This window comes from Lysobacter sp. (genome assembly GCF_035655815.1).
In the GTDB taxonomy this organism is placed as follows: domain Bacteria; phylum Pseudomonadota; class Gammaproteobacteria; order Xanthomonadales; family Xanthomonadaceae; genus Lysobacter_J.
The window spans coordinates 1-24,519 of the sequence record NZ_DASRTS010000067.1; the positions used below are offsets into that span (position 1 = coordinate 1).

Below are 24,519 nucleotides of genomic sequence, written 5' to 3' on the forward strand. Positions count from 1 at the left end.
CGCGGCGGATCGACGACGTCGTGCGGCCGGCGTCGGCAGGCGCGGCCACAGAACGCTGCCGGCGACGCCGTCCCCGCGTCCGCCAGGGTGTCCACAGCCGCGCCGGTCGGCGCTGACCGGGCGTTCCGGTGCGTCCGCTACACTCGGGCGTTTGCCGCCCCCGGCCACGAGATCGCAGAAACCGCCATGAGCGAACCCACCTGGCAGTACGAGAACTTCGAGCACACCGGCTCGGCCATCGGTTACCGGATCACCCGCAAGCTCGATGAAGTGCAGTCGCCGTTCCAGAAGATCGAGATCTTCGAGACGACCGACTGGGGCAACCTCATGCTCATCGACGGCGCGGTGATGCTCACCACGCGCGACAACTTCCTCTACCACGAGATGATGTCGCACCCGGCGCTGTTCACGCACCCGAACCCTAAGCGCGTTGTCATCATCGGCGGCGGCGACTGCGGCACGCTGCGCGAGGTGCTCAAGCACCCGGGCGTGCAGCGCGCGGTGCAGTGCGATATCGACGAGCAGGTCACGCGCATGGCCGAGAAGTGGTTCCCGGAGCTGTGCGACGCCAACGACGATCCGCGCGCCACGCTGCTGTTCGACGACGGCATCGCGTACGTGAAGAACGCCGAGCCCAACTCGCTGGACGTGGTGATCGTGGACTCCACCGACCCGGTCGGCCCGGCCGAGGGCCTGTTCAACAAGGCGTTCTTCGAAAGCTGCTTCCGCGCGCTGAAGGACGACGGCATCCTCGTGCAGCAGTCCGAATCGCCGTTGATGCTGCTGGACCTCATCAAGGAAATGCGTGCCGAGATGGGCAAGGCCGGCTTCACCACGTTCCAGACGCTGGCGTTCCCGCAGCCGTGCTATCCGACCGGCTGGTGGAGCTGCACGCTGGCGCGCAAGGGGAAGGGCTTCGACTTCCGCCAAGCCGACGCACGCGGCAAGTCGTTCGAAACGAAGTACTACACCGCCGACATCCATCAGGGGGCGGCTTCGCTGCCGCCGTTCGTGGCGGCCGCGTTGGGCGAGTAACCTTCCGCGCTTCGCAGGAGAGCCCCGCCAAGTGCGGGGCTTTTTCGTTTCGGGCGCGATGATCATGCGCATCGTGGCGCGCAGGCGGAACACTGCGTGCGGCCTGCGGCGGTCGATCAGGCGCGAACGCTCGTTAGAATTTCGCTAACCGGAACTTCCGGTTTTCAGTTCCACCCCGCGCCGCCCTCCCCCAGAGCACGACGCGCGTCGCCGGACCCGCCCATGAACCTGATGCTCCTGCCGCCCGGCCAGCGCGTGCTGCCGCCGACGGGCCGCGTTCTGAAACGCGGCGAACGCCTCCTCGAACCCGACGTCTACGTCATCGACGTGGACGGCCGCCCGGCCGTGGTGAAGGACTACGGTCGATACCGCTGGACGCCACTATCGCCGCTGGCACGTTTGCTGGTCCGTCGCGAAGCGCGTGTGCTGCGATTGCTGCGCGGATGGCGGCACGCGCCCGCGCTGCTCGGCACCATCGGCGGGCTCGCGCTGGGGATCGAGTTCATTCCCGGCGTCGCGCCGGGCGAGGCAACCATCGAAGCGGGCGCCGCAGTGTTCCAGCAATTGCGTGGCGCAGTGGCGGCACTGCACGACGCCGGCATCACCCACAACGACCTGCATCCGGCCAATGTGCTGATCTCGGGTGGCACACCGGTACTGATCGATTTCGCCTCCGCCGTGCGCACGCCGCGCTGGCTGCGCTGGCTGCCACCCGTGCGTGAGCTGCGCCGCAGCGATCTGGCCAACGTCCTCAAGATGCGCCAGCGCATCACCGGACAGCCGCCGAGCCGGCAGGAAGCCGCCGCGATGGCTCCGCCGGGGTGGGTCGAGGCCATCCGCACCGGATGGAAGCGGGTCTATCGGCGCTTCAAGGGCCGCAGCGGCTAATCGTCGCGGCGGAGCAGTTCGAAACCTTCCACGCCGGCGTCCGGATAGTGGACGAGCCCGCCGGAGTCGGTCTCGACCAGCAGGCCGCGTTCGAGATAGCGCCATTCCGCGGCGGGATACTCCGCAGCGTAGTCGTCGCGGTCGAGGCAGGCGACGACATGCCCACGGCGATCAGCGTCGATGTCGACGCGATCGCCCAGGTTCGCCTCACGGCCGTCGGCATAACGCAGGAGGACGCTCAGAGCGCGTCGGCGTCCATCTCGCCGGTGCGGATGCGCACGGCGCGCTCCAGGTCCCACACGAAAATCTTGCCGTCGCCGATCTTGCCCGTGCCTGCGGCCTTCATGATGGCTTCCACCACCGTGTCGACCTGTTCGTCGGTGACGGCGACCTCCAACTTGATCTTGGGCAGGAAGTCGACTACGTACTCGGCACCGCGGTAGAGCTCGGTATGGCCTTTCTGCCGGCCGAAGCCCTTGACCTCGGTGGCGGTGATGCCGGCCACGCCGGCCTCGGCGAGCGCCTCGCGCACGTCGTCGAGCTTGAACGGCTTGATCACCGCCATGACCATCTTCATCGCTGCATCTCCCTGGTGACGGCGGGAGGATAGCGAACACGATGCCGAGACGGTGCCCTTGCGTTAGAGTGATGCGGTCTTGCTCGGACTTCCCCCACACGCCGCAGCGGCCCTGGCCGACGGCGTCCTCACGGCCGGCCTCGCACGCTTTCGGGCTTCGCCGGAGGATTTCTTCCCCATGATCGACCTGAACCCCATCGACGACCTGGCCCGCCGCCTCAGCACGCTGGTCCCGCCGGGCCTGCGCGAAAGCCGCAAGGAACTGCAGGAGAACTTCCGCGCGATCCTCCAGTCCGGGCTGGCCAAGCTGGACCTGGTGACGCGCGAGGAGTTCGAAGTGCAGCGCGCGGTGCTGCTGCGCACGCGCGAGAAGGTCGACGAACTGCAGCGCATCGTCGCCGAACTCGAGGCCCAGCTCGGCCGCGGTTCCGCACAGCGCTGAGTTTCCCGATGAACCTGGCACTCGTGCACAGCCGTGCACGAACGGGCGTGCGCGCGCCTACGGTGCGCGTGGAAGTGCATCTGGCAGGCGGGCTGCCGGCGATGTCCATCGTCGGTCTGCCGGAGGCGGCCGTGCGCGAGGCGAAGGACCGGGTGCGCGCGGCGATCCTGTGCGCACAGTTCGAGTTCCCGGCCCGCCGCATCACCATCAACCTGGCGCCCGCCGATCTGCCGAAGGAGGGAGGGCGCTTCGACCTGCCCATCGCACTGGGCATCCTCGCCGCCAGCGGGCAGGTGCCGCGCGAGGCACTGGAAGGCTGGGAGTTCCTCGGGGAGCTCGGACTGACCGGTGAACTGCGACCGGTCGACGGCGTGCTTCCCGCCGCATTGGCCGCGGCGCACGACGGCCGCCGCCTCATCGTGCCCCTGGGCAATGGCGCCGAGGCCGCGCTGGCGAGCCGCTGCGAAGTCCGCACCGCGCGCACCCTTCTCGAAGTGTGCGGGCAACTCGACGGCCGGAAGTCGCTTCCCCAGGCTGAGACACCATCCGTCGCGACTGCAGCCGTCGCCTCCGCCGATATGGCCGATGTGCGCGGCCAGGCGCATGCACGCCGCGCGCTGGAGATCGCCGCGGCCGGCAGCCACCACCTGCTGCTGATCGGCCCGCCCGGCTGTGGCAAGACTTTGCTGGCCTCGCGCCTGCCCGGACTGCTGCCTGAGGCAACCGAAGACGAAGCGCTGGAGGCGGCCGCCATCGCTTCCGTCAGCGGGCGCGGGCTCGATCCGACCCGCTGGCGCGAACGTCCGTTCCGCGCGCCGCATCACACCGCCAGCGCGGTGGCGCTGGTCGGCGGCGGCGCGCAGCCGCGTCCGGGGGAAATCTCGCTGGCCCACCAGGGTGTGCTCTTCCTCGACGAACTGCCCGAGTGGGACCGTCGCGCGCTGGAAGTGTTGCGTGAGCCGCTGGAATCCGGGGTGGTAACTGTTTCGCGCGCGGCACGCAGCGCGGAATTTCCCGCGCGGTTCCAGTTGGTCGCCGCGATGAATCCCTGCCCGTGCGGCTGGGCGGGCGATGCGTCCGGCCGCTGCCGCTGCAGCATGGATGCGGTCCGGCGTTATCGCGCCCGCATTTCCGGCCCCCTGCTCGACCGCATCGACCTGCATGTCGAAGTCCCACGCCTGGCGCCATCGGAATTGCGCACCGACGCGGCACCGGGCGAGGCCAGTGCAACCATCCGCTCGCGGGTCGTGCAGGCGCGCGAACGCCAGCACGCGCGCGCCGGCAAGCCCAACGCCAACCTCAACCAGGCCGAGACCGCCGCCCACTGTCGGCTGGGCGAGAGCGACCAGGCGCTGCTGGAGCGCGCGGTGGAAGCCCTCCAGCTCTCGGCGCGTTCGATGCACCGGATCCTGCGCGTAGCCCGCACCATCGCGGACCTCGGCGGGTCCGATGCGATCCGCACCGCCCACCTCACCGAGGCGATCAACTACCGCTGCGCGGATCGGGCGTCCCGGTCGGCGTAGTGGCGATCACTGCGTCAGTTCGGCCGGTCGAAGTTCGCCTGCGATGGTGCTGAAGCGACACGAACCATCGACTGCCGATGAGTCGGTGCCAGCTTCACGTATGTACGGGCCTTGGCTCCCGGCGGGGGCCGATCGATACCCTGGCAGAGGCGGCAGAGCTGCCTCAGTTCGTCTTGCAGTCCGGGCAGGCGCCACGCGCTTCCAGTGCCCTACGCGCGGCCTCACGCTCGCGGGCCCATTGCGCTTCCGTCTTGCAGACGCGCTCCTTGCGATGGCTCCCGAGGATCGGCCTGCGTTCGCACACCATGCGCTCGTCCTCGCTGTTGTTGACCACGCCCTCGATCCATTCCAGCGTGTTGAAGACGTCGACCCGCTGCTGCTCGCTGAGCTCTTCAATGGATTGCTTGCCCTCCAGCGTCCGCAACATGCGTCCCTGCCTGCTCAGCAGTTCATTGCGTTGCGCATCACTCAGGCTCTTGTAGGGTCCACTGCGCGACTCCACGCCGGCGCGGATCTCGCTCTGCTGGGCGCGGATGTCATCGATAAGCAATGCGTCGCGGTCCGTCGAGGCGAATGCTGCGGACGCGCAGAGGATCAGCCCCAATACAGACGCGGGCAGGAGGCGAAGAGCACCCATTCTTGACGCTCCATTTGGCGAGCACCCACCATACAACGGCAGATTAAGCACTGTCGATGGCCAAAAAATGTCAAATAGCGCCGATGGCCGTTCTGCCGGGGACGCCATCCGCCTGAGTGTAGAAACGGGCGGATGGGTATCCAGCGGGCGGGTCGGTCGACCATGCCGGCGCCACGGCGTACGAAGCATGCGCGCAACCTCCTGCGGGCATACTCGGGAGATGAAGATTCGTCGCCCAGACCCATGCCTCATCGAGATCGGGGATGCTCTCGTCCCCGACATCGCGCAGCTCCTGCGCGGCGAGCTGCGGCTGGATCCTTCAGTCGGCGTCCATCTGCTCTGCGCGGTGACGGGGCGGCGGGTTGTCCTAACCCCCGATCAGCTCGCCATCATCGCGCGCTTGACCTCGACGCAATGGCACGAGGTCGATGAGCTGACCAGACTTGGACTGGCCACCAAGGACGACGTCTTGGCGCTCATCCAGCGCGGCGCCGTGATAAGCGATTCGGACGAGGCAGGCATGGCAACGCTCCGGGAGGGTGAGGCACGGCTCAGGGAAATCGGCTGGCATCCCTTGGCGGCGGTCTATCACGCACACTCGCGTTGGAGCGGCGTGATGAGCGATGAAGGGACCCGGGACCATAACGACCAAGCTCATCGCGAACGCCTGATCGCGGCCACGCAGGCGCACGGGCCGGTACCTTCCCATTTCCATGGACGGACAGACGCCATCGCCACTGCTCCGCTACCGCGCGAGCGTCTGGAGGGGCACCTCTGGGAGGCGCTTCGCTCGCGACGCACCACGCGACATTTCGATGCATCGCGCCCCCTGCCGTTGCGCGATTTAGGCCACCTGCTTCACGGGACATTCGGCGCTCAAGGCCTGCAGGAGCTTGCACCAGGCGTCGTGGCGATTCGGCGGACCAGTCCTTCAGGCGGCGCACTGCATCCGATAGAGGCCTATCCCCTCGTCATGAAGGTCGAGGGGATCAAGCCCGGCTTCTATCACTACTCAAGCGAGCAACACGCCCTGTCGCTGCTGACCCCCCTCGATGAGGACGAGGCACGCAGGCTGGCCACGTCACTGACCGTCGGACAGTCGTACTTCTCGCAGGCGCAGGCGCTGGTATTCCACGTGGGCCGCGTGGACCGTCACCATTGGAAGTACCGGCGGCATCCGAAAGCCTACAAGGCGCTGCTGCTTGATTCTGGACACCTCAGCCAGACCTTCTATCTCCTGGCCGCCGACCAGGGTCTGGGTGCGTTCTATACCGCAGCGATCAACGACGCCGACGCCGGCGCGAGACTTGGTCTCGACCCGCTGGCCGAGGTGGTCATCGGCGCGAACGGGCTGGGCATCATCGACGACACGGCACACGAATTGCATTTGCAGCCCGCACCCTTCGAACCAGCCATGACATGATGCTGGCGCGGGCCAGGGGGCCTGCCGCAACTCAGAAATCTCCAGGGGAAATGTAACGACACGAACGACTGCGTCCACGAAGCGTGGCGCAGTAGCCGCAGCGCGGGCCGCCGACCTCCGGCTGCGGTATGACGGCGCGACTGCGCCTCCTCATCACGAGTCCACTGACATACGAGAGAGTCATGACAACTTCGAAGAACACCCTCGAGCTGCTTCAACGTCTTGCCGATGACGACGACTTCCGCTCGCGTCTTGAGGCCAATCCGGTTGCCACGCTGGCCGAGTACGGTTTCCAGGTGGATCCGGCAATCGCCCCCTTTGCCGCGCATCTTCCGTCGAAGGAACACATCCGTGACAACATGGATCTGCTCAGCAAGCAAATGGAAGCCAGCAACACCTGGGTCATCTTCATGCGCTGACTCAGCGCGCGGCCAGGGTCTCCACGATGGGCGGCCGTTCGGCCGCCCATTCCATGTAGGCACGGCCGCGCCATTTCGGATCGGTCCGATCCAACGTCGGCGCCGTGGTGCCTGACAACTCCTGCAGCGCCTGGGTACGCACGAGCCTGGTAAGCGCCAACGACCACGGTTGGTCGAAGGACTTGAGTTCATCCAGAGCTTGCTGCGCGTTGCCTGCACGCAGCGACTCTTTCGCCCGCACGATCGCAATCATGTTGGCCAACGCGCGTTGAGGCGAACTGGCCGCGATGGGCGCCGCCAGTTCGATGGCGCGATCGGCTGCGTCGGTATACCCGAGCTCGCTACCGACGAAGCCGGCGTAGAGGGCCGCCATGGCGACGATCTCCCGCTCCAGTCCCTTCGCCTTCGGCAGCGACTCCTGCGCAGATTCGAGCAGGCCGGAGACCTGCTGGCCAATTTCCCTTTTGCCAGCCGTCCTCTTCATGATCGACAGGCTCGTGCTGCGAGCGACCCATTGGAAGGGTCCCATCGAGGCGTCGGCCGACTTGAGCAGGTCCCGGGCCTTGCGATCTGCCTCGTCCCACCGTCCCGCATCGGCTTCCAGGATCGCGCCTGCAATTGCCTTTTCGACCTCGCCACGCCGCGGAGCACCCTCGATCTTTCTCGCGAGGAGGCTTCGCGCCACGTCGAAATTCCCCTGTGCGGCCTTCAGGAAAACTGGATAGACCACGCCCATTCGCGAGCCGAGCTTATCCACCTCACTAAAATCCCGATCCGCGGCGGCGAAGTCGCCCAGGGCCGCTTCCGCAATGGCACGATGGTGCAGTGCGGCGGGCCGGGTGATTGCTTGGGCCGCGGCCGCGCGCGAACTGTAGTCCAGGGCTTCGGGATATCGATTGGCATACAGCATGGCGTACGACATGTTGTACGCGGCAACGTGGAAATCCGGGTACAGCTTGTACAGCGCTTCCCACTTGCTGATGAAATCCGTGTCCCACGCCAGCATGGACATTTGCGCATCCGCATAGAGCCGTTCGCGTGCGGAAAGCCGGGTCTTGTCCTTCAGCGCAGCCGCCATGTTCTCCTGCGCCGCGGCGACATTGGCCTGCGAGTACTCGATACGGGCCAAGCCGATGCGCGCCAGGGCGAATCCGTCGTCGATGCTTAGCGCCTGCTTGAAGTGCTGGCGCGCCTCGTCGACGTCCTGCAGTGCGTAGGCCTGCTGGCCCAGCGTGAATGCGCGCATAGCATCCAGGCTGCCCGTAGTGACCTTCTCGGCGGGTGCGGAGGATCCCTCGATCGCGGAAAGCGCCTCGCCGAGATGCTCGCGCAGGTTCGCGCTGACTTCACCCACCGAGGCGATGGCTGAATCCGCCCCGCGACCACGTGCCGTCTCCGCATACACGGTCGCCTGAGACGTCGGATCCACCACCTCGACGCTGACCTGTACCTGCCCGCCTACCTCCGACACCGTGGGCAACAGCACGGCGCGCGCACCACTACGCAGTGCCACCTCTGAGGCCAGTTCCCGATCGACCTCGGCAAGCGGCGCCTGACGCATGAGCTGCAAGGTTTCGCGCACGCGAGCATCGGACAGGATGTTCACGTGCTTGGATTGCTCCAGGCTGATGCGGAGCGCGGATTCCAGCGAGTCGTCGTAACGACGGTCGCCGGTCAGGTTGCGCAGGTCGGCGACGACCACCCAGTCGCGCTGGTTGAACGCGATGGCCGGTGCCGGACGCGTGGCGAACCAGACGCCCACGCCGATGCCGGCGATGACGGCGGCTTCTGCGGCGAGGGCCGCGGGGCGGCGCCAGAGCGGGATATCGCGCCAGGCCTTGGGCGTGTGCGGCGGCATGCGCAGCGGGGCGATGCCGGGTTCGCCGACTTCGTAGATCTGCTGGCTGTCGGGCACGCCCTTGAAGCGCCAGCGGCCGTGCGATTTCCACAGCAGGTGCTGGCCGCGCTCGCCCAGTTCGCGCGCGGCGCGGTGGGCGAGCGGCTCGGCCACGGCCGACAGCAGGATCTGCCCCGGACGCGCCATCGCCATCAGGCGTGCGGCCATCGGCTTGGCCAGGCCTTCGACTTCCAGCGGCTTGGCACCCACCTGCACGGCTTCGTCGCTGTTGCGCCAGGTCAGCACTTCGCCGACGTGCAGGCCGGCGCGCGCCTTGAGTTCGAGCTTGCGCGCGCTGCCCATCTCGCGCAGGCCGCGCATGTAATCCAGCGCGAAGCCCAAGCCGTCGATGGGGCGTTCGAACAGCAGCAGCATGCCGTCGGAACGATCGATCAGGCGTCCGCGCCAGCGCTGCTGCAGGTCCAGCACCAGACGGTCGTGATCGCGGAACAGCGTGGCGGCTTCGACGTCGCCGATGCGCTCGATCAGCGTGGTGGAATCGCACAGGTCGGTCAGCAGCAGCGTGCGCAGCTGCGGTGCCTCGATCGACGGGCGATGGGTCATGTCGTTCATCGCACAGCGCCTCTCTTATCCGTGTGGGCTCAGGCCGAAGTGAGTTCCATGTCGTGCCAGTGCACGCGGTTGCCTCCCAGGCGCTTGGCCTGGTAGAGCGCCGCGTCGGCGCGAGCGTACCAGTCGTTCCAGTCCGCCGCCGGGTCCACCAGGCAGGCACCCACGCTGAGCGGGCACATGAGCGGCGTGCCATGCGACATCTGCATCAGTCCCTGCGCGGTCGCGACGACGAACTCGGCGAAGCGCAGCACTTCTTCCGGGTTGTCGGTGGCGACCAGCAGGCAGAACTCGTCGCCGCCGAGGCGGCAGGCGAGGTCGTCCGGGCCGGCGATGGAACGCAGGATGTTGGCCACGCCCTGCAGGACGCGGTCGCCGATGAGGTGGCCGTGGTCGTCGTTGACCTGCTTGAAGCGATCGCAGTCGACCAGCAGCAGGCCCATCTGCCCCGGCTTGCCCAGCGCGCGGCATTCCTGCAGGTGCAGGGTGAGGCCGCGGCGGTTGTACAGGCTGGTCAGCTCGTCGGTGCGCACCAGCTCTTCGGTCTGGTTGAGCTGGTGCGTGGCGGCGTAGAGGCTGTCGAGCGCGGATTGCAGCTCCTCGTTGCGACGGCGCAGGCGGCGGATCAGGCTCTGCTCGTTCAGCACCACGCGCAGGATCGCGCGGCGCAGGAAATACGACACCAGGCCCGGGTCGCGATCGACCAGGCGCTGGAATTCCTCGTGGCGCAGTTCGATCAGCAGGCCGTCGCTGGCCGCCACGGCATCGGCGCTGCGCACATGGTCGCCGATCAGCAGGCCGAGTTCGCCGAAGAATTCGCTGGGGCCCAGGCGCTTGCCGACCAGGTCGTCGCCGAAATCCAGGTCGACCACGCCACGCGCGATGACGAACATCGTGGTGCCCAGCTCGCCGCGGCGGAACAGCAGTTGTCCGGCTTCGACGCGACGCGGACGGCCCAGTTCGGCGAACAACTCGTATTCCGCGTCGGTAAGCACCGCCGTCGCCACATCCGCAGGCGCCGTGCTGACCGTACTGGAATTGAGGGAGTCGCGCGTCCGCACGGACGCCGCGCTGTCACGAGTCATCCAACTGGGCCCAGTCCTTGGGAGAGGCCGAGAATAGCACCTGAACCTTGTGTCAAACGGACGACGGAGGCCGGGCCGGACAGGGAGTGCTGAATGGGCGCTGGCGGCGGTTTCCGGTTACGCCCGCGCACTTTTCGGTCGAACCCTCGGGCCCTTTCCCACCGGCGACCGCAGGGAGTGCAAGGCTGAGAGGGGTTGAGGTGAGCGCCGGGCGTGCGGTGTGGTGAATGGCCCGCGCGTTCCGGTTCGAGCGTGCTGATCTGTTGGGCTATGGGTGCCCATTTCCACCTCCCCAACCCTCCCCTGCATTCGCAGGGGAGGGGGCGGAAGCGACGGTTCGGTTGGTCTTTTTTACGCCGCCGCAGCGCGCTTCTCGTGGAACTGCTCTTCCTCGGTCGAACCCTTCAGGGCCACGGTCGAGGACTGGCCGCCCTGGATGGTCTGCGTCACTGCATCGAAATAACCGGTGCCGACTTCGCGCTGGTGCTTGACCGCGGTGAAGCCCTTGTCGGCCGCGGCGAATTCCGCTTCCTGCAGCTCGACGAAGGCGCTCATCTGGCGGCGCGCGTAGCCGTGCGCCAGGTTGAACATGCCGTAGTTGAGGCTGTGGAAGCCGGCCAGCGTGATGAACTGGAACTTGTAGCCGTACGACGCGATTTCCTTCTGGAACTTCGCGATGGTCGCGTCGTCCAGGTTCTTCTTCCAGTTGAAGCTGGGCGAGCAGTTGTAGGCCAGCAGCTTGCCGGGGAACTTCGCGTGGATCGCCTCGGCGAACCTGCGCGCGAATTCCAGGTCCGGCTTGCCGGTCTCGCACCACACCAGGTCGGCGTACGGCGCGTACGCGAGGCCGCGGCTGATCGCCTGATCCAGGCCCTTGGTGGTCTTGTAGAAACCTTCCACCGTGCGCTCGCCGGTGCAGAACGGCTTGTCGTTGTCGTCGATGTCGGAGGTGATGAGATCCGCGGCCTCGCCGTCGGTGCGCGCGATGATCAGCGTGGCCACGCCCATCACATCCGCGGCCAGACGCGCGGCGACCAGCTTCTCGACGGCTTCGCGCGTGGGCACCAGCACCTTGCCGCCCATGTGGCCGCACTTCTTGACGCTGGCCAGCTGGTCCTCGAAATGCACGCCGGACGCACCCGCCTCGATCATGCCCTTCATCAGTTCGAACGCGTTGAGCACGCCGCCGAAGCCGGCTTCGGCGTCGGCCACGATGGGCTGCAGGAAGTCCACGTCGCCGGTCCCTTCGGCGCACTGGATCTGGTCGGCGCGTAGCAGCGTGTTGTTGATGCGGCGCACGACCTGCGGCACCGAGTTGGCGGGATACAGCGACTGGTCCGGATACATCTCGCCGGCGATGTTGGCGTCGGCGGCCACCTGCCAGCCCGACAGGTAGATCGCCTTGAGGCCCGCCTTCACCTGCTGCATCGCCTGGTTGCCGGTCAGCGCGCCCAGCGCGTTGACGAAGGGCTCGGTATGCAGGGAGTTCCACAGCTTCTGCGCACCCAGCTTGGCGATGGAGTGCTCCACGGCCACGGTGCCGCGCAGGCGCACCACGTCCTGCGGGCAGTACGGGCGGGTGATGCCCGCCCAGCGCGGGTTGGTGGCCCAGTCGTGACGGAGTTGCTCGGCGGTTTGCAGGGTGTTCATGGCATGGTCCTCTGCTTTTCTGAGCCCTCCCCTTCAAGGGGAGGGTTGGGAGGGGATGGGTTTGCGCTGCTTCACTTCGTTTGCGGGATTCCGTTGCGGTGGGGACAACCATCCCCACCCCGACCCTCCCCTTGAAGGGGAGGGAGAAAGCCATCAGTCCAGCCGCGCGTAGCCCGGCAGGGTGAGGAAGTCCTCCAGCGTGTCCGCGTGCGTGAGCCGGTCGAGCACGCCGATCGCCTCGTTGATGCGGCTGGCGCCGGGCATCCGCGACGTGTCGCCCAGGCGCGATGGCAGGTTGAGGAAGGCGCGCTCCAGCAGCGCGAAATCCACCGGCGTGCCGTCGTCCAGGTGCAGACCTTCGCTATGCAGCCACTGCCACAGCTGGGTGCGCGCGATCTCGGCGGTCGCCGCGTCTTCCATGAGCCAGTGGATCGGCACGCAGCCGTTGCCGTCGAGCCATGCGGCCAAATAGCGCACGCAGACCTCGACGTTGTTCTCGAAGCCGGCGCGGCTGATCGTGCCCAGCGACGGCTTGATCAGGTCGTCGCGCGTGACCCACACGTCCTCGCGCAGCACGTGGCGCTGGTTCGGCGTGGGCATGCGTTCGTCGAAGATCTGCATCGCCAGCGGAATCAGTGCCGGATGCGCGACCCAGGTGCCGTCGTGGCCGGCGGTGACCTCGCGCAGCTTGTCGGCACGCACCTTCGCCAGCGCGGCTTCGTTGGCCTCTTCGTCGCCGCTGATCGGAATCTGGGCGGCCATGCCACCCATCGCGTGGGCGCCGCGCTTGTGGCAGGTCTGGATCAGCAGCTCCGAGTACGCCTTGAGGAACGGCTGCGTCATCGTGACCTGCGCGCGCTCCGGCAACACCTTGTCGCGGTGGCTGCGGAAGGTCTTGATGTACGAGAACACGTAGTCCCACCGCCCGCAGTTCAGGCCGGCGATGCGCGTGCGCAACGCGTGCAGGATCTCGTCCATCTCGAACACCGCCGGCAGCGTCTCGATCAGCACCGTGACCTTGAGCTGCCCCGACGGCAGGCCGAGCTCGCGCTCGATGTCGTCGAGCACGTCGTTCCACAGCTGCGCCTCTTCCATCGACTGCAGCTTGGGGATGTAGAAGTACGGGCCGCGATCCTTGCCGGCCAGCACGTGCGCGTTGTGGAAGGCGAACAGGCCCAGATCGAACAGGCTGCCGGAGATCGGCGTGCCGTCGACGCGCAGGTGCTTCTCGTCCAGGTGCCAGCCACGCGGGCGCACCATCAGCACGGCCTGCTCCTCGAATGGGCGCAGCGCGTAGTGCTTGCCAGGGTGTTCGGGAGTGCCGGGCGCGGTGAATTCCAGCGTGCCGCGCACCGCTCCGATCAGTGCGCGCTGGCCGGCGATCAGGTTCGGCCACGTCGGCGAGGTGCTGTCCTCGAAGTCGGCCATGTAAACCTTCGCGCCGGAGTTCAGCGCGTTGATCACCATCTTCGGATCGACCGGCCCGGTGATCTCGACGCGGCGGTCCAGCAGCGCCTGCGGCAGCGGCGCCACCTTCCAGTCGCCGGTGCGGATCGCCCGGGTGTCCTCACGAAAGTCGGTCAGCCCGCCGCCGTCGAAGAACGATTGGCGCTCGCGCCGCGCCTTGAGGCGGGCCTGCCGCTGCGGCTCGAAGCGCTGATGCAGGCCGGCCAGGAACTGCAGCGCCGCCGGCGTCAGTACCTCCGACTGGCCCTCGACCCGGCCGATGACCTCGATGTCCGCCTGCTGGGGCTGCGCCATGACTGCCGACATGCTGTAACTCCCTGGTAACGGTGGGAGGTCACCATGCGCTGGCGTTTGTTATTTGACAATGAAGAAGTATCAATGCATATCATTAGCTAACCTAATATTGATTGAAACCAATGGGCGCTTCTCCTCCCAGCAGCCCGCGTTTCGCCTACAAGGGCGACCGCCTCAAGCCGTTACGGGCCTTCTGCCAGACCGCACGCCTCGGCTCGGTCTCGCGCGCGGCCGAGGCGCTGTATCTCAGCCAGCCGGCGGTGACCCTGCAGTTGCAGGCGCTGGAGAGGGAAATGGGCGTGCGCCTGCTGGAGCGCAGCGGGCGGCGCATCGCGCTGACACGGGAAGGCCTGGAGCTCTACGACCTGGCCCGGCCATTGGTCGAGGGACTGGACGGCCTGGACGCCGCGTTCCGCGAACGGATCCGCGGCCTTGACGCGGGCGAGCTCAACGTCGCGGCGGGCAGCTCCACCATCCTGTACTTGCTGCCGCCCATCGTGGAGGCCTTCCGCGCGGCACATCCGGAGGTGCGACTGAGCCTGCACAACGTGACCGGCGCGGGCGGGCTGGACCTGCTGCGCTCCGATGCCGTCGACCTGGCGGTGGGGTCGATGCTCGACGTGCCGGCCGACCTGAGCTACGAGCCCGTGTACCGCTTCGAGCCGATGCTGATCACGCCGCGCGATCATCCGCTGGCGCACAAGGACAGCATCACGCTGGAGGACCTGTCGCCCTACGGCCTCATCCTGCCGCCGCAGCGCCTGACCACCTACCGGCTGATCGACCTGGTGTTCCAGCAGAACCGCGTGCCCTACACCGTCGCGCTGGAGGTGGGCGGCTGGGAGGTGATCAAGCAGTACGTGGCGATGGGTCTGGGCATCAGCATCGTCACCGCCATCTGCCTGACCGAGGCCGACCGGGAGCGGCTGTCAGCCCGGTCGCTGGCGGAGTATTTCCCGTCGCGCACCTACGGTGTCGTGGTTCGCAAGGGGAAATATTTGTCCCCGCAGGCGCGGGCATTTACCGAACTTATAAAGCCTGCTCTATTCGAGCGTGGCGATTATTACGCGACCGGGCAGTCCGAGCGCTGACGTTCATCCGTCGATCAGCCTGATCATTCCGGCGTGTGCGACGCCTCGGCCTTTCACTCCGGCGCCCGGGCAAGCCGCTCGCGTGCGACCTCGATGAAGGCCCGCAGCTTCGGGGCTTCGGCCGCCCCGCGCGGGAAGTAGAGGAACAATCCCGGCTCCTGGATCGCCGCGTCCGGCAGCACCCGTCGCAGACGCCGCGCCTGCAGATCGGCCGCCACCAATGGCTCGAAGAGATAGGCGATGCCGACGCCGGCCAGGGCCAGGTCGCGGGCGAACAGCGGGTCGGTCAGGCGCACGCTGCCGGCCACGTCGACGGCGATGTCCCGGCCGTCGTCCTGCAACTCCCAGGCGTACAGCGCGCCAGACGCCAGCAGGCGGTAACCGATGCAGTTGTGCGCGGCGAGGCCGGCCACCGACGCCGGTTCGCCATGGGCGGCCAGATACTCCGGCGACGCCACCAGTACCGCGCGGAAAGGCGGCGTCAGCCGTACGGCCACCATGTCCTGCGCGATCATCTCGCCCACCCGCACGCCCGCGTCGAACCCGGCCGCGACGATGTCGGTGAGCGCGTCGTCGCTGACGATCTCGACCACCAGCTCCGGATGCCGGCGCGCGAGTTCGGGCAGCAGCGGCGCGATCGCCATCGGCAATGACACCCGCGGCACGTTCAGGCGCAGCACGCCGGTAACGCGTCCCTGCGCCGAGTGCGCCTGCTCGAGCGCGTCGCCGATGTTGCGCAGCGCCGGTTCCAGCGTGGCCAGCAGCGCCGCGCCGGCCTCGGTCAGCGCCACGCTACGCGTGGTGCGGGCGAACAGTGGCGTGCCCAGCCGCGTTTCCACGGCGCGAATCGCGTGGCTGACCGCCGACGGGCTCATGCCCAGTTCGGCCGCGGCTGCGGCGAAGCCATTGCGTCGCGCGACCGCACGCACTGCGGGCAGGTGCGGCAGCAGGTCCCGCAGGATTGATGAGCCAGGCTGCATGACCCTTCCGAATTGAACCGTCTTATCAACGTATCAGCCCGATCGCATGCTGTCTCCACGCCGGCAGCCCGCCGGCCCCCTCAGGAGACCGCCATGACCGCTTCCACCGCCCAGACCTGGTTCATCACCGGCGCCTCGTCCGGTTTCGGCCGCGCCTTTGCACTGCAGGCGTTGTCCGCGGGCCACAACGTCGTCGTGACCGCGCGCGACCCGGCCCGGCTGGCCGCGCTGTCGGCGCAGGCGCCCGGGCGCGTGCTCGCCCTGGCGCTCGACGTAGACCAGGCGGGCCAGGTCGAAGCCGCGGCGCAGGCCGCCCTGTCCCGCTTCGGCCGCATCGACGTGCTGATCAACAACGCCGGCTACGGTCTGGTCGGCGCCGTCGAGGAAACGCCGGACCAGGAGCTGCGCGCGGTGATGGACACCAACTTCTTCGGTGCCGCCGCGATGATCCGCGCCGTCCTGCCAGCCATGCGCGCACAGCGCTCGGGCGCGATCGTCAACATCTCGAGCATGGGCGGGCAGCTTTCGTTTGCCGGCTTCGGCGCGTACTCGGCCAGCAAGTTCGCGCTGGAGGGGCTGTCGGAGGCGCTGGCGCAGGAAGTCGCGCCGTTCGGCATCAAGGTGCTCATCGTCGAGCCGGGCGCGTTCCGCACCGACTTCGCGGGCGGTGCGCTGCGCCACATGCCCGAGCTCGAGGCGTATCGCGACACCAGCGGCAACACGCGGGCCTTCGCGCACGGCATGCACGGCACCCAGGAAGGCGATCCGGCCAAGGCCGCCGCGGCGGTCGCGCGTGCGCTGGCCGACGCCCGCACGCCGCTGCGCCTGCAGCTGGGCGGCGACGCCGTCGACGCGGTGCGCACGCATGCCGAGCAGCTGTTGTCGGACCTGCGCGAATGGGAGCCGCTGGCACGCGACACGCGCGTGTCGCTTCCGGCCTGATCCTGCGAGCCGGCCATCCACCGGCCGGAATCGGATCACGCGTCGTGGTTCTTGCCGTTGGAGACGCTGCGGTACCAGTTGCGGATGCGGGCGACGTCGGCCTCGTAATCGTCGCTCAGTTCAAAGGGCGCACCGATGCCGATGATCTTGCGGCCATAGTGGAAGTACGCCGGCACCACCGGCACACCGGCGGCCTTGGCAATGCGCCAGAAGCCGGGCTTCCACTTCTCCACCACCTTGCGGGTGCCCTCCGGCGCCAGGCCGTACCAGAAGTGGTCGGCGCTGCGGATCATCCGGGCCGCCTGCTCCACCACGCCCTGGGCGGCGCTGCGGTCCACCGGAATCACGCCCAGCCGCTTGAGCACGGGACCCATCACCGGGACCTTGAGCAGCGTGTCCTTGCCCAGCACCTTCAGGTCCAGCCCCAGCGCCATCAGGGCGGCGAAGCCCCATACGCCGTCCCAGTTGGACGAGTGCGGCGCACCGATCAGCACCACCCGCGGCAGGTCCGGGAATGCGCCTTCCATGCGCCAGCCGCCCATGCGCAGCACGGTGCGGCCGAGCCAGCGGACGAACGCGTTGCGGTGGATTCGCGGCGCGCTCGGAGGCAGCGGCAGCACCGGAGATGCGGTTTCGGACATGTCCCCTCTTGGGTCTTGCATCGGCCTGCGGCCGGTCTGGTCAGTCCCAGTCACGCCGGGAACGATCGCGCTTGATCGTACCGCGTTCACGCTTGCCACTGAGTCGACGCTCCTTCGACGCGCGCGTGGGCCGCGTGGCCACTCGCGGCTTGGGCACGTGCATTGCCGCGGCAATGAACGCCGCCAGCCGCTCGCGCGCGTCCTCGCGGTTGCGCTCCTGCGTGCGGAAGCGTTGCGCGCTGATCACCAGTACGCCCTCGTCGGTCAGCCGCCGGTCGCGCCTGGCCAGCAGCCGCGCGCGCAACGGCTCGGGCAACGAAGGCGACGCGGCCACGTCGAAGCGCAGTTCGACAGCCGTGGCGACCTTGTTGACGTTCTGCCCGCCGGGGCCGCTCGAACGCACGAAGCGTTCGACCAGTTCGTCGTCGGGAATGGCCAGGTTGGGCGCGATCTCGAGCATGGGATGCGAACTTTACCAACGTGCAGCGCCGGGATCAGCGGTTCCCGTCGGCGAGAATGGCACCAACACCCAAGGAGGAAGACCACCGATGAAGCGCGCCCTGCTCGTCCTTCTGCTGGCCCTGTCAGCACCACTGGCCCACGCCGCCACACCGACGCAGGCAGCAGCCGACGCGCAGGTCGACCGGCTGCTCGAGGTGATGCGGGCACGCGAGACGATGGAGTCGATGATGCCGCAGCTTGAAGCATCGCAGCTGGAGATGATGGAACAGATGACGGCAGGCCGGACGTTGACCGCCGCCGAACACGCGCTGTTCGAACGAATCGCTGCTCGCAACGCCGCGACCATTCGCGAAATGCTCACCTGGGAGAAGCTGGTGCCGACCTATCGCGACATCTATCGCCAGACGTTCGACACCCGGGACATGCAAGCCATGATCGACTTCTATGGCAGCCCCGCGGGCCAGCGGGTCCTCGACAGGATGCCGCAGCTGGTGCAGCACACCATGGCCGCCATGCAGTCCCTGCTGGTGCCGGTCATGCAACAGATGCAACAGGATGCCTTCGCCGAAGTGCAGGCGTCACTCACCGACATCGAGCCGAAGTAGGAACTCAACGCGACGTGGCCGGGGGTCCAGCGCTGCGAGGGCATCGGCATCGAACAACGCCAGCGCGCGGGCGAATTCCGCATCGACCGGCGCAGTCACCTCGATGCGCGCTCCCGAGACCGGATGCGCGAACGCCAGCCGGCGCGCGTGCAGCAGCATGCGGTGAATGCCGCGCATGCGGAAATTGCGGTTGTGCCGGCCGTCGCCGTGGCTGGTGTCGCCGATGAGATGATGCGAAACATGCTTGAGATGCCGGCGGATCTGGCGGAAGCGCCCGGTCTCCGGCTGCGCGCACAGCAGTGCGTAGCGCGAGGTCTCGAAACCGGCGGAAGGCGCGTCGATTTCGGTCGTCGCCAGTCGCGTGAAGCGTGTGATCGCCGGCTTCTTCACCGGCTTGCCCGGCCCACCATCGAGCGGATGGTCGACCACGAAAGAGGCCTCCGGCCAGCCGCGACACACGGCCCAGTAATCCTTCTCGACCTCCCGCGACATCAGCACCTTGCCCAGCGTGGACGCACTGTCGCGATCGAACGCGAGCAGCAGGCAACCGCTGGTCGCGCGGTCCAGCCGGTGCACCAGAAAAATCGGCTTGCCGAACTGCTCGCGCAGCCGGTCGGCGGCGAAGTCGGTCTCCCCGCGCGCCAATGCGCTGTCGTGGACCATCAGGCCGGCGGGTTTGTTTACGACGGCGAGCTGATCGTCGAGGTAGAGGATTTCAAGCGGGGCGGTCGCCGACTCGGTGCCGTGCGCCTCGCCTTTCACCGAAGCAGCGCTTGCAGCTCCCTCCCCTGCTTGCAGGAGAGGGAGCGATCCGCCATCGGAATTGGCGCCCAGTGCTTCTGTGGTTCGATGCTTCATCGCCCACGCGGCCAGGCCGCGAGCAACGCCCAGATGCCGCCCAGTCCCGCGATCCATGCTGCGGCCGGGATCGACCACAGACTAGGGCCGCCGGCTTCCAGGCCGTACAGCACAGCGGCGCAGATCAGCAGGCCCACGCCCAGCACGGCGGCGACCGTGCGGCGTTGCGCGGAGCGGATGGTGCGGTTGAGCTGGGCGAGGTCGCGCGAGTGCAGGTGCAGTTCGTGCCTGCCTTCCACCTGCTGGGTCAGCCACGCGTGCAGCAGGCGCGGCATTTCCGGTGCGTGCGTGACCAGTTCCGGCAGGCGCTTGCGGAACTCGCTGGCCAGGCGCTGCGGGCTGTAGCGTTCGACCAGGATGCGTTGCAGCACCGGCCGCGCCACGGCCCAGATGTCGAGCTTGGGATCGAGCAGGCGGCCGACGCCCTCGATGTTGAGCAGCGTCTTCTGCAGCAGGATCAGCTGCGGCTGCAGCGTGAGTTCGTAACGCTGCGCGGTGCGGAACAGCTTGAGCAGTACCTCGGCCAGCGAGATCTCGCTGAGCGGCCGGGTGAAGTACGGCTCGCACACGGAGCGCGCGGCCGCTTCGAGTTCGTCGATGCGGATATACGACGGCATCCATCCGGCGCGAACGTGCAGCTCGGCGATACGGCGGTAGTCGCGGTTGAAGATGGCCATGAAGTTCTCGGCGAGGTAGTACTGATCCTCGTCGGAGAGCTGGCCCATGATGCCGAAGTCCAGCGCGATGAAGCGCGGGTTGGCACGGCGCGCCGGGTCGCTGTCGACCCAGATGTTGCCGGCGTGTGCATCGGCGTGGAAGAAGTTGTCGCGGAACACCTGCGTGTAGAACACGCGCACGCCCTTCGCGGCCAGCGCGTGGCGGTCGATGCCGGCGGCGTCGAGCGCTTCGATGTCGTCGGACGGAATGCCGCGCACGCGCTCCAGCGTCAGCGCGCGCTCGGCCGTATGCGACCAGATCACCTCGGGCACGTACAGGTCGTCGCTGGGCTGGCCATTGGCATTGGTCCAGAAGCGGCGCAGCACGCTGGCATTGGCGCCCTCGCGCTGCAGGTCGAGTTCGGCCGCCAGCGTGTTCTCCACTTCCTCGACGATCAGGTGCGGGCGGATCTTGTCGGCACTGGGGTGGGTGCGGTTGACGATGCCCGCCACCGCCTTCAGCAGCGCGATGTCGCCGGCGATCTGCTTTTCGATGTCGGGCCGCAGCACCTTCACCACCACTTCGCGACCGCCCGGCAGCGTCGCCGCGTGCACCTGCGCGATGGACGCCGAGGCCAGCGGCGTCGTGTCGAACTGTTCGAACGCTTCGCTGACCGGACGTTCCAGCGCGCGCTCGACGATCATCCGCGCGGTCTCGCCATCGAACGGCTTCACGCGGTCCTGCAGCAGCGCGAGTTCCTCGGCGATGTCCGGCGGCACCAGGTCGCGTCGAGTCGAGAGGATCTGCCCGAACTTCACGAAGATCGGTCCCAGCTCCTGCAGCGCCATGCGCAGGCGTGCCCCGGGCGGCAGGCAGGCGATCTCCGCCGAGGCGCGCGGCACGAACGGACGCGCCAGCTTCAGCCAGTTTTCGACCGGCGTGTCGTCGAGCAGGTCGTCCAGCCGGTAGCGCAACAGGACGCGGCCGATGCGCCACGCGCGGAACACCGGCTTCATGCGCGGTCTCCTGAAGTACGCAGGCGGTTCACGCGTGCAGCCAGGCGCTCGACGTCGTCGCGCAAGGTATCGACGTCGTCGTGGAAGGCATTGAGTTCTTCGCGCGGCACCACGTCGCGCGATTCCTCGGTGACGTATTCGGCGGCGTTACTGGCGAATGCACCTGCGGCGTCGCGCGCATGCCTCAGGCCCGATGCGAAGGCATTGGCGACCTGCACGCCGAGGATCTCGCCAAACACCCGCACGAACGGCTGCTGCCAGTCCGGATCGAAACGTTCGGCCAGCTTCTGGAGGCGGCGCGCGAGTTCCGCATCGCCTTCGATCCGCAGGCGACCTACCGGCGGTACGTTGTCGTTGCGCAGGAACGGCAGCTGCGAAAGCAGTCCGCCGAGCGTGGTGCGGACCGAAAGATCAGGCTCGGCTTCTTCGACCGGGCCGACCTGCAGGCGCTCACCCGCGACGCGGATCTGCATCGCCATGGGTGGCGACGCCAAGCGCAGCGCGACGGCGCGGCCGTGGAGGGCACGCAGTCCGTCGCGGGTGTCCGGGTCCAGTGCGAGCGCGCGGTTGAGCGCGGATTCCAGGGCGCGCCCGGCCAGCGGCTTGAGCGAGGCCAGGGGCGAGGGGGTCGGTTCGGTCATCCGGTCATTGTAGCCGGGGGGCGCTCACGCCCCTCGCGCCGGACGGCCCCGAACCATCGGCCGTCCGGCGCTGGAATGTCGACCGGTCAGACGCGTCGGCCGCGCAGCATCGAGATGATCGCCAGGACGATGAAGACGACGAACAGGATCCACGCGATGTTGCTGGCGGCGCCGGCAATGCCGCTGAAGCCCAGCACGGCGGCAATGATGGCGATGATGAAGAAGATGACGGCGTAGTTCAGCATCGTTGGCTCCGGGCGCGGTGCGCCTGACTAGGTGCCACCGATGCTAGGTACGCGGGGGTCGTCAGGCGGTGACGACCGGGGCCTGTATGCAGGCGGCCTTCAGTCGAGTGAGGCCCTCGTGAATGCTCACCTTCGGCACGTATCCGAAGTCGCGCCGCGCTGGACCCATGTCGTACCAGTGGGTGGTGCTGAGCTGCTCGGCGAGGAAGCGCGTCATCGGCGGCTCGCCCTTCAGCGGCAACGCATGCCACAGCCCTTCGCACACCACACCTGCCGCGTAGGCGACGCCGAAGGGAATGGTGCGGTCGACCTGCGGCGCGCCGGCCGCGTCGAGCAGGCCGTTGAGGATTTCGCGCACCGTGCGCGGCTCGCCATTGCTGATGAAGTACGCACGACCTGCGCAGGCCGAGCCGGGTGCGAGATGTTCAAATGCATCGAAATGCGCCTGCGCGGCGTTGTCGACATACGTCGTGTCGATGCGATTGTTGCCATCGCCGACGAAACGCAGGCGCCCCGCCCTCGCGCGTTCGACCAGGCGCGGCAGCAACTGGTTGTCGCCCACGCCCCAGATCAGCCGCGGGCGCAACGCCACGGTCGCCAGCGTCGCATCGCTGGCCGCCAGCACCAGCTTCTCGGCGACTTGCTTGGTCGCCGCATACGGCGCCTTGAGGTGATCGCCATAGGGCACGTTGTCGGCCGTGCCGCCTTCCACCGGATGCGTCTTGCGATGGGTCACGCTGGGCGTGGACGTATAGACCAGCCGGCCGATGCCGTGCATGCGGCACGCATCGATGACGTTCTGCGTGCCGACGACGTTGGCGAGGTGGTAGCTCTGGTAGCCGCCCCACGCACCCGCCTTGGCCGCGTTGTGGAAGACCGCATCGCACCCCGCCGCGGCGGCGATCACCGCGTCGCGGGAGGCCAGGTCGCCCTGCACCTGCCGCACGCCGAGCGGCTCCAGCGCTGGATAAATACCGCGATTGAAGCTGACCACCTCATGGCCGCGTTCGCGCAGCCCGCAGCACAACGCCTGCCCCAGGAAGCCGCCACCACCGGTCACCAGGATCCTCATCGCCCGCTCCTTTCGCGAAAGGAGCACACGATAGCGGTCGGACTATGTGCTGACCACGGCACGTTGCTCCGCATGCCCGGATCAGCCGGCCGCGCCCTCGAATCCGTGTTGCCGCCACGCTTCGAACACCACCACCGCGACCGCGTTGGACAGGTTGAGGCTGCGGTTGTCCGGGCGCATCGGCAGGCGCAGGCGCTGGGCGGCGGGAACGCTTCCCAGCACGTCGCCCGGCAAGCCGCGCGTCTCCGGGCCGAACAGGAACACGTCGCCCGGTGCGTAACGCGGCGTATCGAAGCGCACGGTGCCGCGCGTGCTCAGCGCGAACAGCCGCGGCGGTGCGCCGTTGGCGGCCGTGATCGCGGCCAATGCGCGGTCCAGATCGTCGTGCACCTGCAGCGTCGCGTATTCGTGATAGTCCAAGCCCGCGCGCTTGAGCTGGCGATCTTCCAGCGTGAAGCCCAGCGGCCTGACCAGGTGCAGCCGCGCGCCTGTGTTGGCGCACAGGCGGATGACGTTGCCGGTATTGGGTGGGATTTCCGGCTGGAACAGGATGATGTCGAACATTCGGTCAGGGGCAGCCGTTGGATCACCACGGCATCGCGTGGCCGCGCCAGTCGCGGAACGTGCCCGTGTCGTCGATGCCGAGCTCGTCGATGACCTTGAGCAGCCCGGCGACGGAGGCTTCCGGCGTGATCTGCGCGCCGCTGCCGCCCATTTCGGTCTGCACCCAGCCCGGATGCAGTGCGACGACAGCGATGGAGCGTTCGCGCAACGCGGTGGCCAGCAGCGCCGTCGCCATGTTCTGCGCGGCCTTGGAAATGGCGTAACTGGGCGTGTGGAAGCCGTCCACCGAGGCGATCGAGCCGAGCACCGACGAGAGATTCGCGACCTTGCCGCCGTCGGCGATGTGCGGCGCCAGCGTCTGCGTCAGCAGGAACGGGCCGCTGGCGTTGGTGCGCAGCGTGTCGTCCAGTTGCGCCGGCGGCACGTGGCCGAAGCGCTCGCCCGAATGCAGCACGCCCGCGTTGTTGATCAGCAGGTCGAGGCCGTCGGTGACCAGATGCAGTTCGCGCGCGAGTTCGGCGTGCGACTTCGCGTCGGCCACGTCCAGCGGCAGCACGTGCAGGCGCCCGGGATGTTCTCCGACCAGATGGTTCAGCGCGTTGGCGCGCGCGGGATGGCGGGCGGTCGCCACCACGCGGTCGCCGCGTGCCAGCAGCTGGCGCACGAATTCCAGGCCGAGGCCGCGGTTGGCGCCGGTGACGAGCGTGCGGCGGGGCGCGCTTGGGACTGGCATCGGTCGGGCTCCGGACGAGGCGGGCGCACAGTGTAAGGAGAACGGCCATGAGGCTGGCGTTCACCTGCCGCTGCGCCAGACCACTCGATGGGCAAAAGTCCCGGT

General features: G+C 67.9%; 26 protein-coding genes. 9 read left to right on the top strand and 17 right to left on the bottom strand.

Annotation, left to right across the window (positions count from 1 at the left end):
• The first annotated feature begins 186 nt into the window (after positions 1–186).
• Positions 187–1,035: a polyamine aminopropyltransferase gene (gene speE / locus VFE83_RS17410; protein ID WP_324908505.1), complete on the top strand. Its 849-nt coding sequence runs from the start codon at positions 187–189 to the stop codon at positions 1,033–1,035.
• Positions 1,036–1,257: 222 nt separating this feature from the next.
• Positions 1,258–1,923, top strand: a complete 666-nt coding sequence (locus VFE83_RS17415) for a phosphotransferase (RefSeq protein ID WP_414674780.1) — start codon at positions 1,258–1,260, stop codon at positions 1,921–1,923.
• Here the strand turns inward: VFE83_RS17415 and VFE83_RS17420 are convergent.
• Entirely contained in the window at positions 1,920–2,222 is a 303-nt protein-coding gene (locus tag VFE83_RS17420; protein ID WP_324908624.1) for a hypothetical protein, read from the bottom strand. The two genes, VFE83_RS17415 and VFE83_RS17420, sit on opposite strands and share 4 nt — an antisense overlap.
• The gene (locus VFE83_RS17425; protein WP_324908507.1) at positions 2,162–2,500 is read right to left on the bottom strand and encodes a P-II family nitrogen regulator; all 339 of its coding nucleotides are present in this window, start codon (positions 2,498–2,500) and stop codon (positions 2,162–2,164) included. Before VFE83_RS17425 ends, VFE83_RS17420 begins: the two co-directional genes overlap by 61 nt.
• Before the next feature lie 178 nt (positions 2,501–2,678).
• On the opposite strand from VFE83_RS17425, the gene ubiK reads away from it, so the two are divergent.
• Positions 2,679–2,942, top strand: a complete 264-nt coding sequence (ubiK, locus tag VFE83_RS17430; RefSeq protein WP_324908509.1) for a ubiquinone biosynthesis accessory factor UbiK — start codon at positions 2,679–2,681, stop codon at positions 2,940–2,942.
• Between the two features lie 8 nt (positions 2,943–2,950).
• The gene (locus VFE83_RS17435) at positions 2,951–4,465 is read left to right on the top strand and encodes a YifB family Mg chelatase-like AAA ATPase (RefSeq protein WP_324908511.1); all 1,515 of its coding nucleotides are present in this window, start codon (positions 2,951–2,953) and stop codon (positions 4,463–4,465) included.
• Between the two features lie 163 nt (positions 4,466–4,628).
• On the opposite strand, the gene VFE83_RS17440 is transcribed toward VFE83_RS17435, so the two are convergent.
• A complete protein-coding gene (locus VFE83_RS17440; RefSeq protein WP_324908513.1) occupies positions 4,629–5,102 on the bottom strand; it encodes a hypothetical protein in 474 nt (157 codons plus the stop codon).
• A gap of 220 nt (positions 5,103–5,322) precedes the next feature.
• Between VFE83_RS17440 and VFE83_RS17445 the strand changes: the two genes are divergently transcribed.
• Both VFE83_RS17445 and VFE83_RS17450 read left to right on the top strand, forming a co-directional pair.
• Positions 5,323–6,525: a putative peptide maturation dehydrogenase gene (locus VFE83_RS17445; protein ID WP_324908515.1), complete on the top strand. Its 1,203-nt coding sequence runs from the start codon at positions 5,323–5,325 to the stop codon at positions 6,523–6,525.
• Positions 6,526–6,707: 182 nt separating this feature from the next.
• Complete coding sequence (locus VFE83_RS17450) at positions 6,708–6,944, top strand: NHLP-related RiPP peptide (protein ID WP_324908517.1); 237 nt, start codon at positions 6,708–6,710, stop codon at positions 6,942–6,944.
• Position 6,945: 1 nt separating this feature from the next.
• Here VFE83_RS17450 and VFE83_RS17455 read toward each other — a convergent pair whose 3' ends face one another.
• The 4 genes from VFE83_RS17455 to aceB form a co-directional block, all read right to left on the bottom strand.
• Positions 6,946–9,414, bottom strand: a complete 2,469-nt coding sequence (locus tag VFE83_RS17455; protein WP_324908519.1) for a putative peptide modification system cyclase — start codon at positions 9,412–9,414, stop codon at positions 6,946–6,948.
• A 29-nt stretch (positions 9,415–9,443) separates the two neighbouring features.
• Positions 9,444–10,496, bottom strand: coding sequence for a GGDEF domain-containing protein (locus tag VFE83_RS17460; protein ID WP_324908521.1), 1,053 nt, complete (start codon positions 10,494–10,496; stop codon positions 9,444–9,446).
• Between the two features lie 351 nt (positions 10,497–10,847).
• Entirely contained in the window at positions 10,848–12,146 is a 1,299-nt protein-coding gene (aceA, locus tag VFE83_RS17465) for an isocitrate lyase (protein ID WP_324908523.1), read from the bottom strand.
• 153 nt (positions 12,147–12,299) lie between these two features.
• Positions 12,300–13,919 carry a malate synthase A gene (aceB, locus tag VFE83_RS17470; protein WP_324908525.1) on the bottom strand — a complete coding sequence of 540 codons (1,620 nt, stop codon included), beginning with the start codon at positions 13,917–13,919 and terminating at the stop codon, positions 12,300–12,302.
• A 110-nt stretch (positions 13,920–14,029) separates the two neighbouring features.
• Here aceB and VFE83_RS17475 point away from each other — a divergent pair, with 110 nt between their 5' ends.
• Positions 14,030–14,998, top strand: coding sequence for a LysR family transcriptional regulator (locus tag VFE83_RS17475; RefSeq protein WP_324908527.1), 969 nt, complete (start codon positions 14,030–14,032; stop codon positions 14,996–14,998).
• Between the two features lie 53 nt (positions 14,999–15,051).
• Here the strand turns inward: VFE83_RS17475 and VFE83_RS17480 are convergent, their stop codons facing one another.
• Entirely contained in the window at positions 15,052–15,978 is a 927-nt protein-coding gene (locus VFE83_RS17480; protein WP_324908529.1) for a LysR family transcriptional regulator, read from the bottom strand.
• A 93-nt stretch (positions 15,979–16,071) separates the two neighbouring features.
• Here VFE83_RS17480 and VFE83_RS17485 point away from each other — a divergent pair, with 93 nt between their 5' ends.
• Positions 16,072–16,920, top strand: a complete 849-nt coding sequence (locus tag VFE83_RS17485) for an oxidoreductase (protein ID WP_324908531.1) — start codon at positions 16,072–16,074, stop codon at positions 16,918–16,920.
• 35 nt (positions 16,921–16,955) lie between these two features.
• Here VFE83_RS17485 and VFE83_RS17490 read toward each other — a convergent pair whose 3' ends face one another.
• Together VFE83_RS17490 and arfB are read right to left on the bottom strand one after the other, a co-directional pair.
• Complete coding sequence (locus VFE83_RS17490; protein ID WP_324908533.1) at positions 16,956–17,561, bottom strand: lysophospholipid acyltransferase family protein; 606 nt, start codon at positions 17,559–17,561, stop codon at positions 16,956–16,958.
• A 40-nt stretch (positions 17,562–17,601) separates the two neighbouring features.
• Positions 17,602–18,021: an alternative ribosome rescue aminoacyl-tRNA hydrolase ArfB gene (gene arfB / locus VFE83_RS17495; RefSeq protein ID WP_324908535.1), complete on the bottom strand. Its 420-nt coding sequence runs from the start codon at positions 18,019–18,021 to the stop codon at positions 17,602–17,604.
• 88 nt (positions 18,022–18,109) lie between these two features.
• On the opposite strand from arfB, the gene VFE83_RS17500 reads away from it, so the two are divergent.
• Positions 18,110–18,628: a DUF2059 domain-containing protein gene (locus tag VFE83_RS17500; protein ID WP_324908537.1), complete on the top strand. Its 519-nt coding sequence runs from the start codon at positions 18,110–18,112 to the stop codon at positions 18,626–18,628.
• Here the strand turns inward: VFE83_RS17500 and VFE83_RS17505 are convergent.
• The 7 genes from VFE83_RS17505 to VFE83_RS17535 all read right to left on the bottom strand — a co-directional run bounded on the left by VFE83_RS17505 (position 18,602) and on the right by VFE83_RS17535 (position 24,414).
• Complete coding sequence (locus tag VFE83_RS17505; protein WP_324908539.1) at positions 18,602–19,564, bottom strand: pseudouridine synthase; 963 nt, start codon at positions 19,562–19,564, stop codon at positions 18,602–18,604. The two genes, VFE83_RS17500 and VFE83_RS17505, sit on opposite strands and share 27 nt — an antisense overlap.
• Entirely contained in the window at positions 19,483–21,159 is a 1,677-nt protein-coding gene (ubiB, locus tag VFE83_RS17510; protein ID WP_324908541.1) for a ubiquinone biosynthesis regulatory protein kinase UbiB, read from the bottom strand. Before ubiB ends, VFE83_RS17505 begins: the two co-directional genes overlap by 82 nt.
• A complete protein-coding gene (locus tag VFE83_RS17515) occupies positions 21,156–21,800 on the bottom strand; it encodes a ubiquinone biosynthesis accessory factor UbiJ (RefSeq protein WP_324908543.1) in 645 nt (214 codons plus the stop codon). The genes ubiB and VFE83_RS17515 overlap by 4 nt, the downstream gene beginning before the upstream one ends.
• Positions 21,801–21,886: 86 nt before the next feature.
• Positions 21,887–22,045: a DUF1328 domain-containing protein gene (locus VFE83_RS17520; protein ID WP_324908545.1), complete on the bottom strand. Its 159-nt coding sequence runs from the start codon at positions 22,043–22,045 to the stop codon at positions 21,887–21,889.
• A 61-nt stretch (positions 22,046–22,106) separates the two neighbouring features.
• The gene (gene oleD / locus VFE83_RS17525) at positions 22,107–23,117 is read right to left on the bottom strand and encodes a 2-alkyl-3-oxoalkanoate reductase (protein ID WP_324908547.1); all 1,011 of its coding nucleotides are present in this window, start codon (positions 23,115–23,117) and stop codon (positions 22,107–22,109) included.
• A gap of 81 nt (positions 23,118–23,198) precedes the next feature.
• Positions 23,199–23,681 carry a tRNA (cytidine(34)-2'-O)-methyltransferase gene (locus VFE83_RS17530; RefSeq protein ID WP_324908549.1) on the bottom strand — a complete coding sequence of 161 codons (483 nt, stop codon included), beginning with the start codon at positions 23,679–23,681 and terminating at the stop codon, positions 23,199–23,201.
• Between the two features lie 22 nt (positions 23,682–23,703).
• Positions 23,704–24,414 carry an SDR family oxidoreductase gene (locus tag VFE83_RS17535; protein WP_324908551.1) on the bottom strand — a complete coding sequence of 237 codons (711 nt, stop codon included), beginning with the start codon at positions 24,412–24,414 and terminating at the stop codon, positions 23,704–23,706.
• Positions 24,415–24,519 lie beyond the last annotated feature (105 nt).

Coding starts and splice junctions, on each gene's coding strand:
- VFE83_RS17450 (WP_324908517.1), top strand. CDS start 6,708: ATGACAACTTCGAAGAACACCCTCGAGCTGCTTCAACGTCTTGCCGAT.
- VFE83_RS17490 (WP_324908533.1), bottom strand. CDS start 17,561: ATGTCCGAAACCGCATCTCCGGTGCTGCCGCTGCCTCCGAGCGCGCCG.
- VFE83_RS17530 (WP_324908549.1), bottom strand. CDS start 23,681: ATGTTCGACATCATCCTGTTCCAGCCGGAAATCCCACCCAATACCGGC.
- VFE83_RS17425 (WP_324908507.1), bottom strand. CDS start 2,500: ATGAAGATGGTCATGGCGGTGATCAAGCCGTTCAAGCTCGACGACGTG.
- ubiK (WP_324908509.1), top strand. CDS start 2,679: ATGATCGACCTGAACCCCATCGACGACCTGGCCCGCCGCCTCAGCACG.
- VFE83_RS17475 (WP_324908527.1), top strand. CDS start 14,030: ATGGGCGCTTCTCCTCCCAGCAGCCCGCGTTTCGCCTACAAGGGCGAC.
- oleD (WP_324908547.1), bottom strand. CDS start 23,117: ATGAGGATCCTGGTGACCGGTGGTGGCGGCTTCCTGGGGCAGGCGTTG.
- VFE83_RS17485 (WP_324908531.1), top strand. CDS start 16,072: ATGACCGCTTCCACCGCCCAGACCTGGTTCATCACCGGCGCCTCGTCC.
- VFE83_RS17455 (WP_324908519.1), bottom strand. CDS start 9,414: ATGAACGACATGACCCATCGCCCGTCGATCGAGGCACCGCAGCTGCGC.
- VFE83_RS17435 (WP_324908511.1), top strand. CDS start 2,951: ATGAACCTGGCACTCGTGCACAGCCGTGCACGAACGGGCGTGCGCGCG.
- VFE83_RS17445 (WP_324908515.1), top strand. CDS start 5,323: ATGAAGATTCGTCGCCCAGACCCATGCCTCATCGAGATCGGGGATGCT.
- VFE83_RS17500 (WP_324908537.1), top strand. CDS start 18,110: ATGAAGCGCGCCCTGCTCGTCCTTCTGCTGGCCCTGTCAGCACCACTG.
- speE (WP_324908505.1), top strand. CDS start 187: ATGAGCGAACCCACCTGGCAGTACGAGAACTTCGAGCACACCGGCTCG.
- VFE83_RS17460 (WP_324908521.1), bottom strand. CDS start 10,496: ATGACTCGTGACAGCGCGGCGTCCGTGCGGACGCGCGACTCCCTCAAT.
- VFE83_RS17515 (WP_324908543.1), bottom strand. CDS start 21,800: ATGACCGAACCGACCCCCTCGCCCCTGGCCTCGCTCAAGCCGCTGGCC.
- arfB (WP_324908535.1), bottom strand. CDS start 18,021: ATGCTCGAGATCGCGCCCAACCTGGCCATTCCCGACGACGAACTGGTC.
- VFE83_RS17480 (WP_324908529.1), bottom strand. CDS start 15,978: ATGCAGCCTGGCTCATCAATCCTGCGGGACCTGCTGCCGCACCTGCCC.
- VFE83_RS17415 (WP_414674780.1), top strand. CDS start 1,258: ATGAACCTGATGCTCCTGCCGCCCGGCCAGCGCGTGCTGCCGCCGACG.
- VFE83_RS17535 (WP_324908551.1), bottom strand. CDS start 24,414: ATGCCAGTCCCAAGCGCGCCCCGCCGCACGCTCGTCACCGGCGCCAAC.
- aceA (WP_324908523.1), bottom strand. CDS start 12,146: ATGAACACCCTGCAAACCGCCGAGCAACTCCGTCACGACTGGGCCACC.
- ubiB (WP_324908541.1), bottom strand. CDS start 21,159: ATGAAGCCGGTGTTCCGCGCGTGGCGCATCGGCCGCGTCCTGTTGCGC.
- aceB (WP_324908525.1), bottom strand. CDS start 13,919: ATGTCGGCAGTCATGGCGCAGCCCCAGCAGGCGGACATCGAGGTCATC.
- VFE83_RS17440 (WP_324908513.1), bottom strand. CDS start 5,102: ATGGGTGCTCTTCGCCTCCTGCCCGCGTCTGTATTGGGGCTGATCCTC.
- VFE83_RS17520 (WP_324908545.1), bottom strand. CDS start 22,045: ATGCTGAACTACGCCGTCATCTTCTTCATCATCGCCATCATTGCCGCC.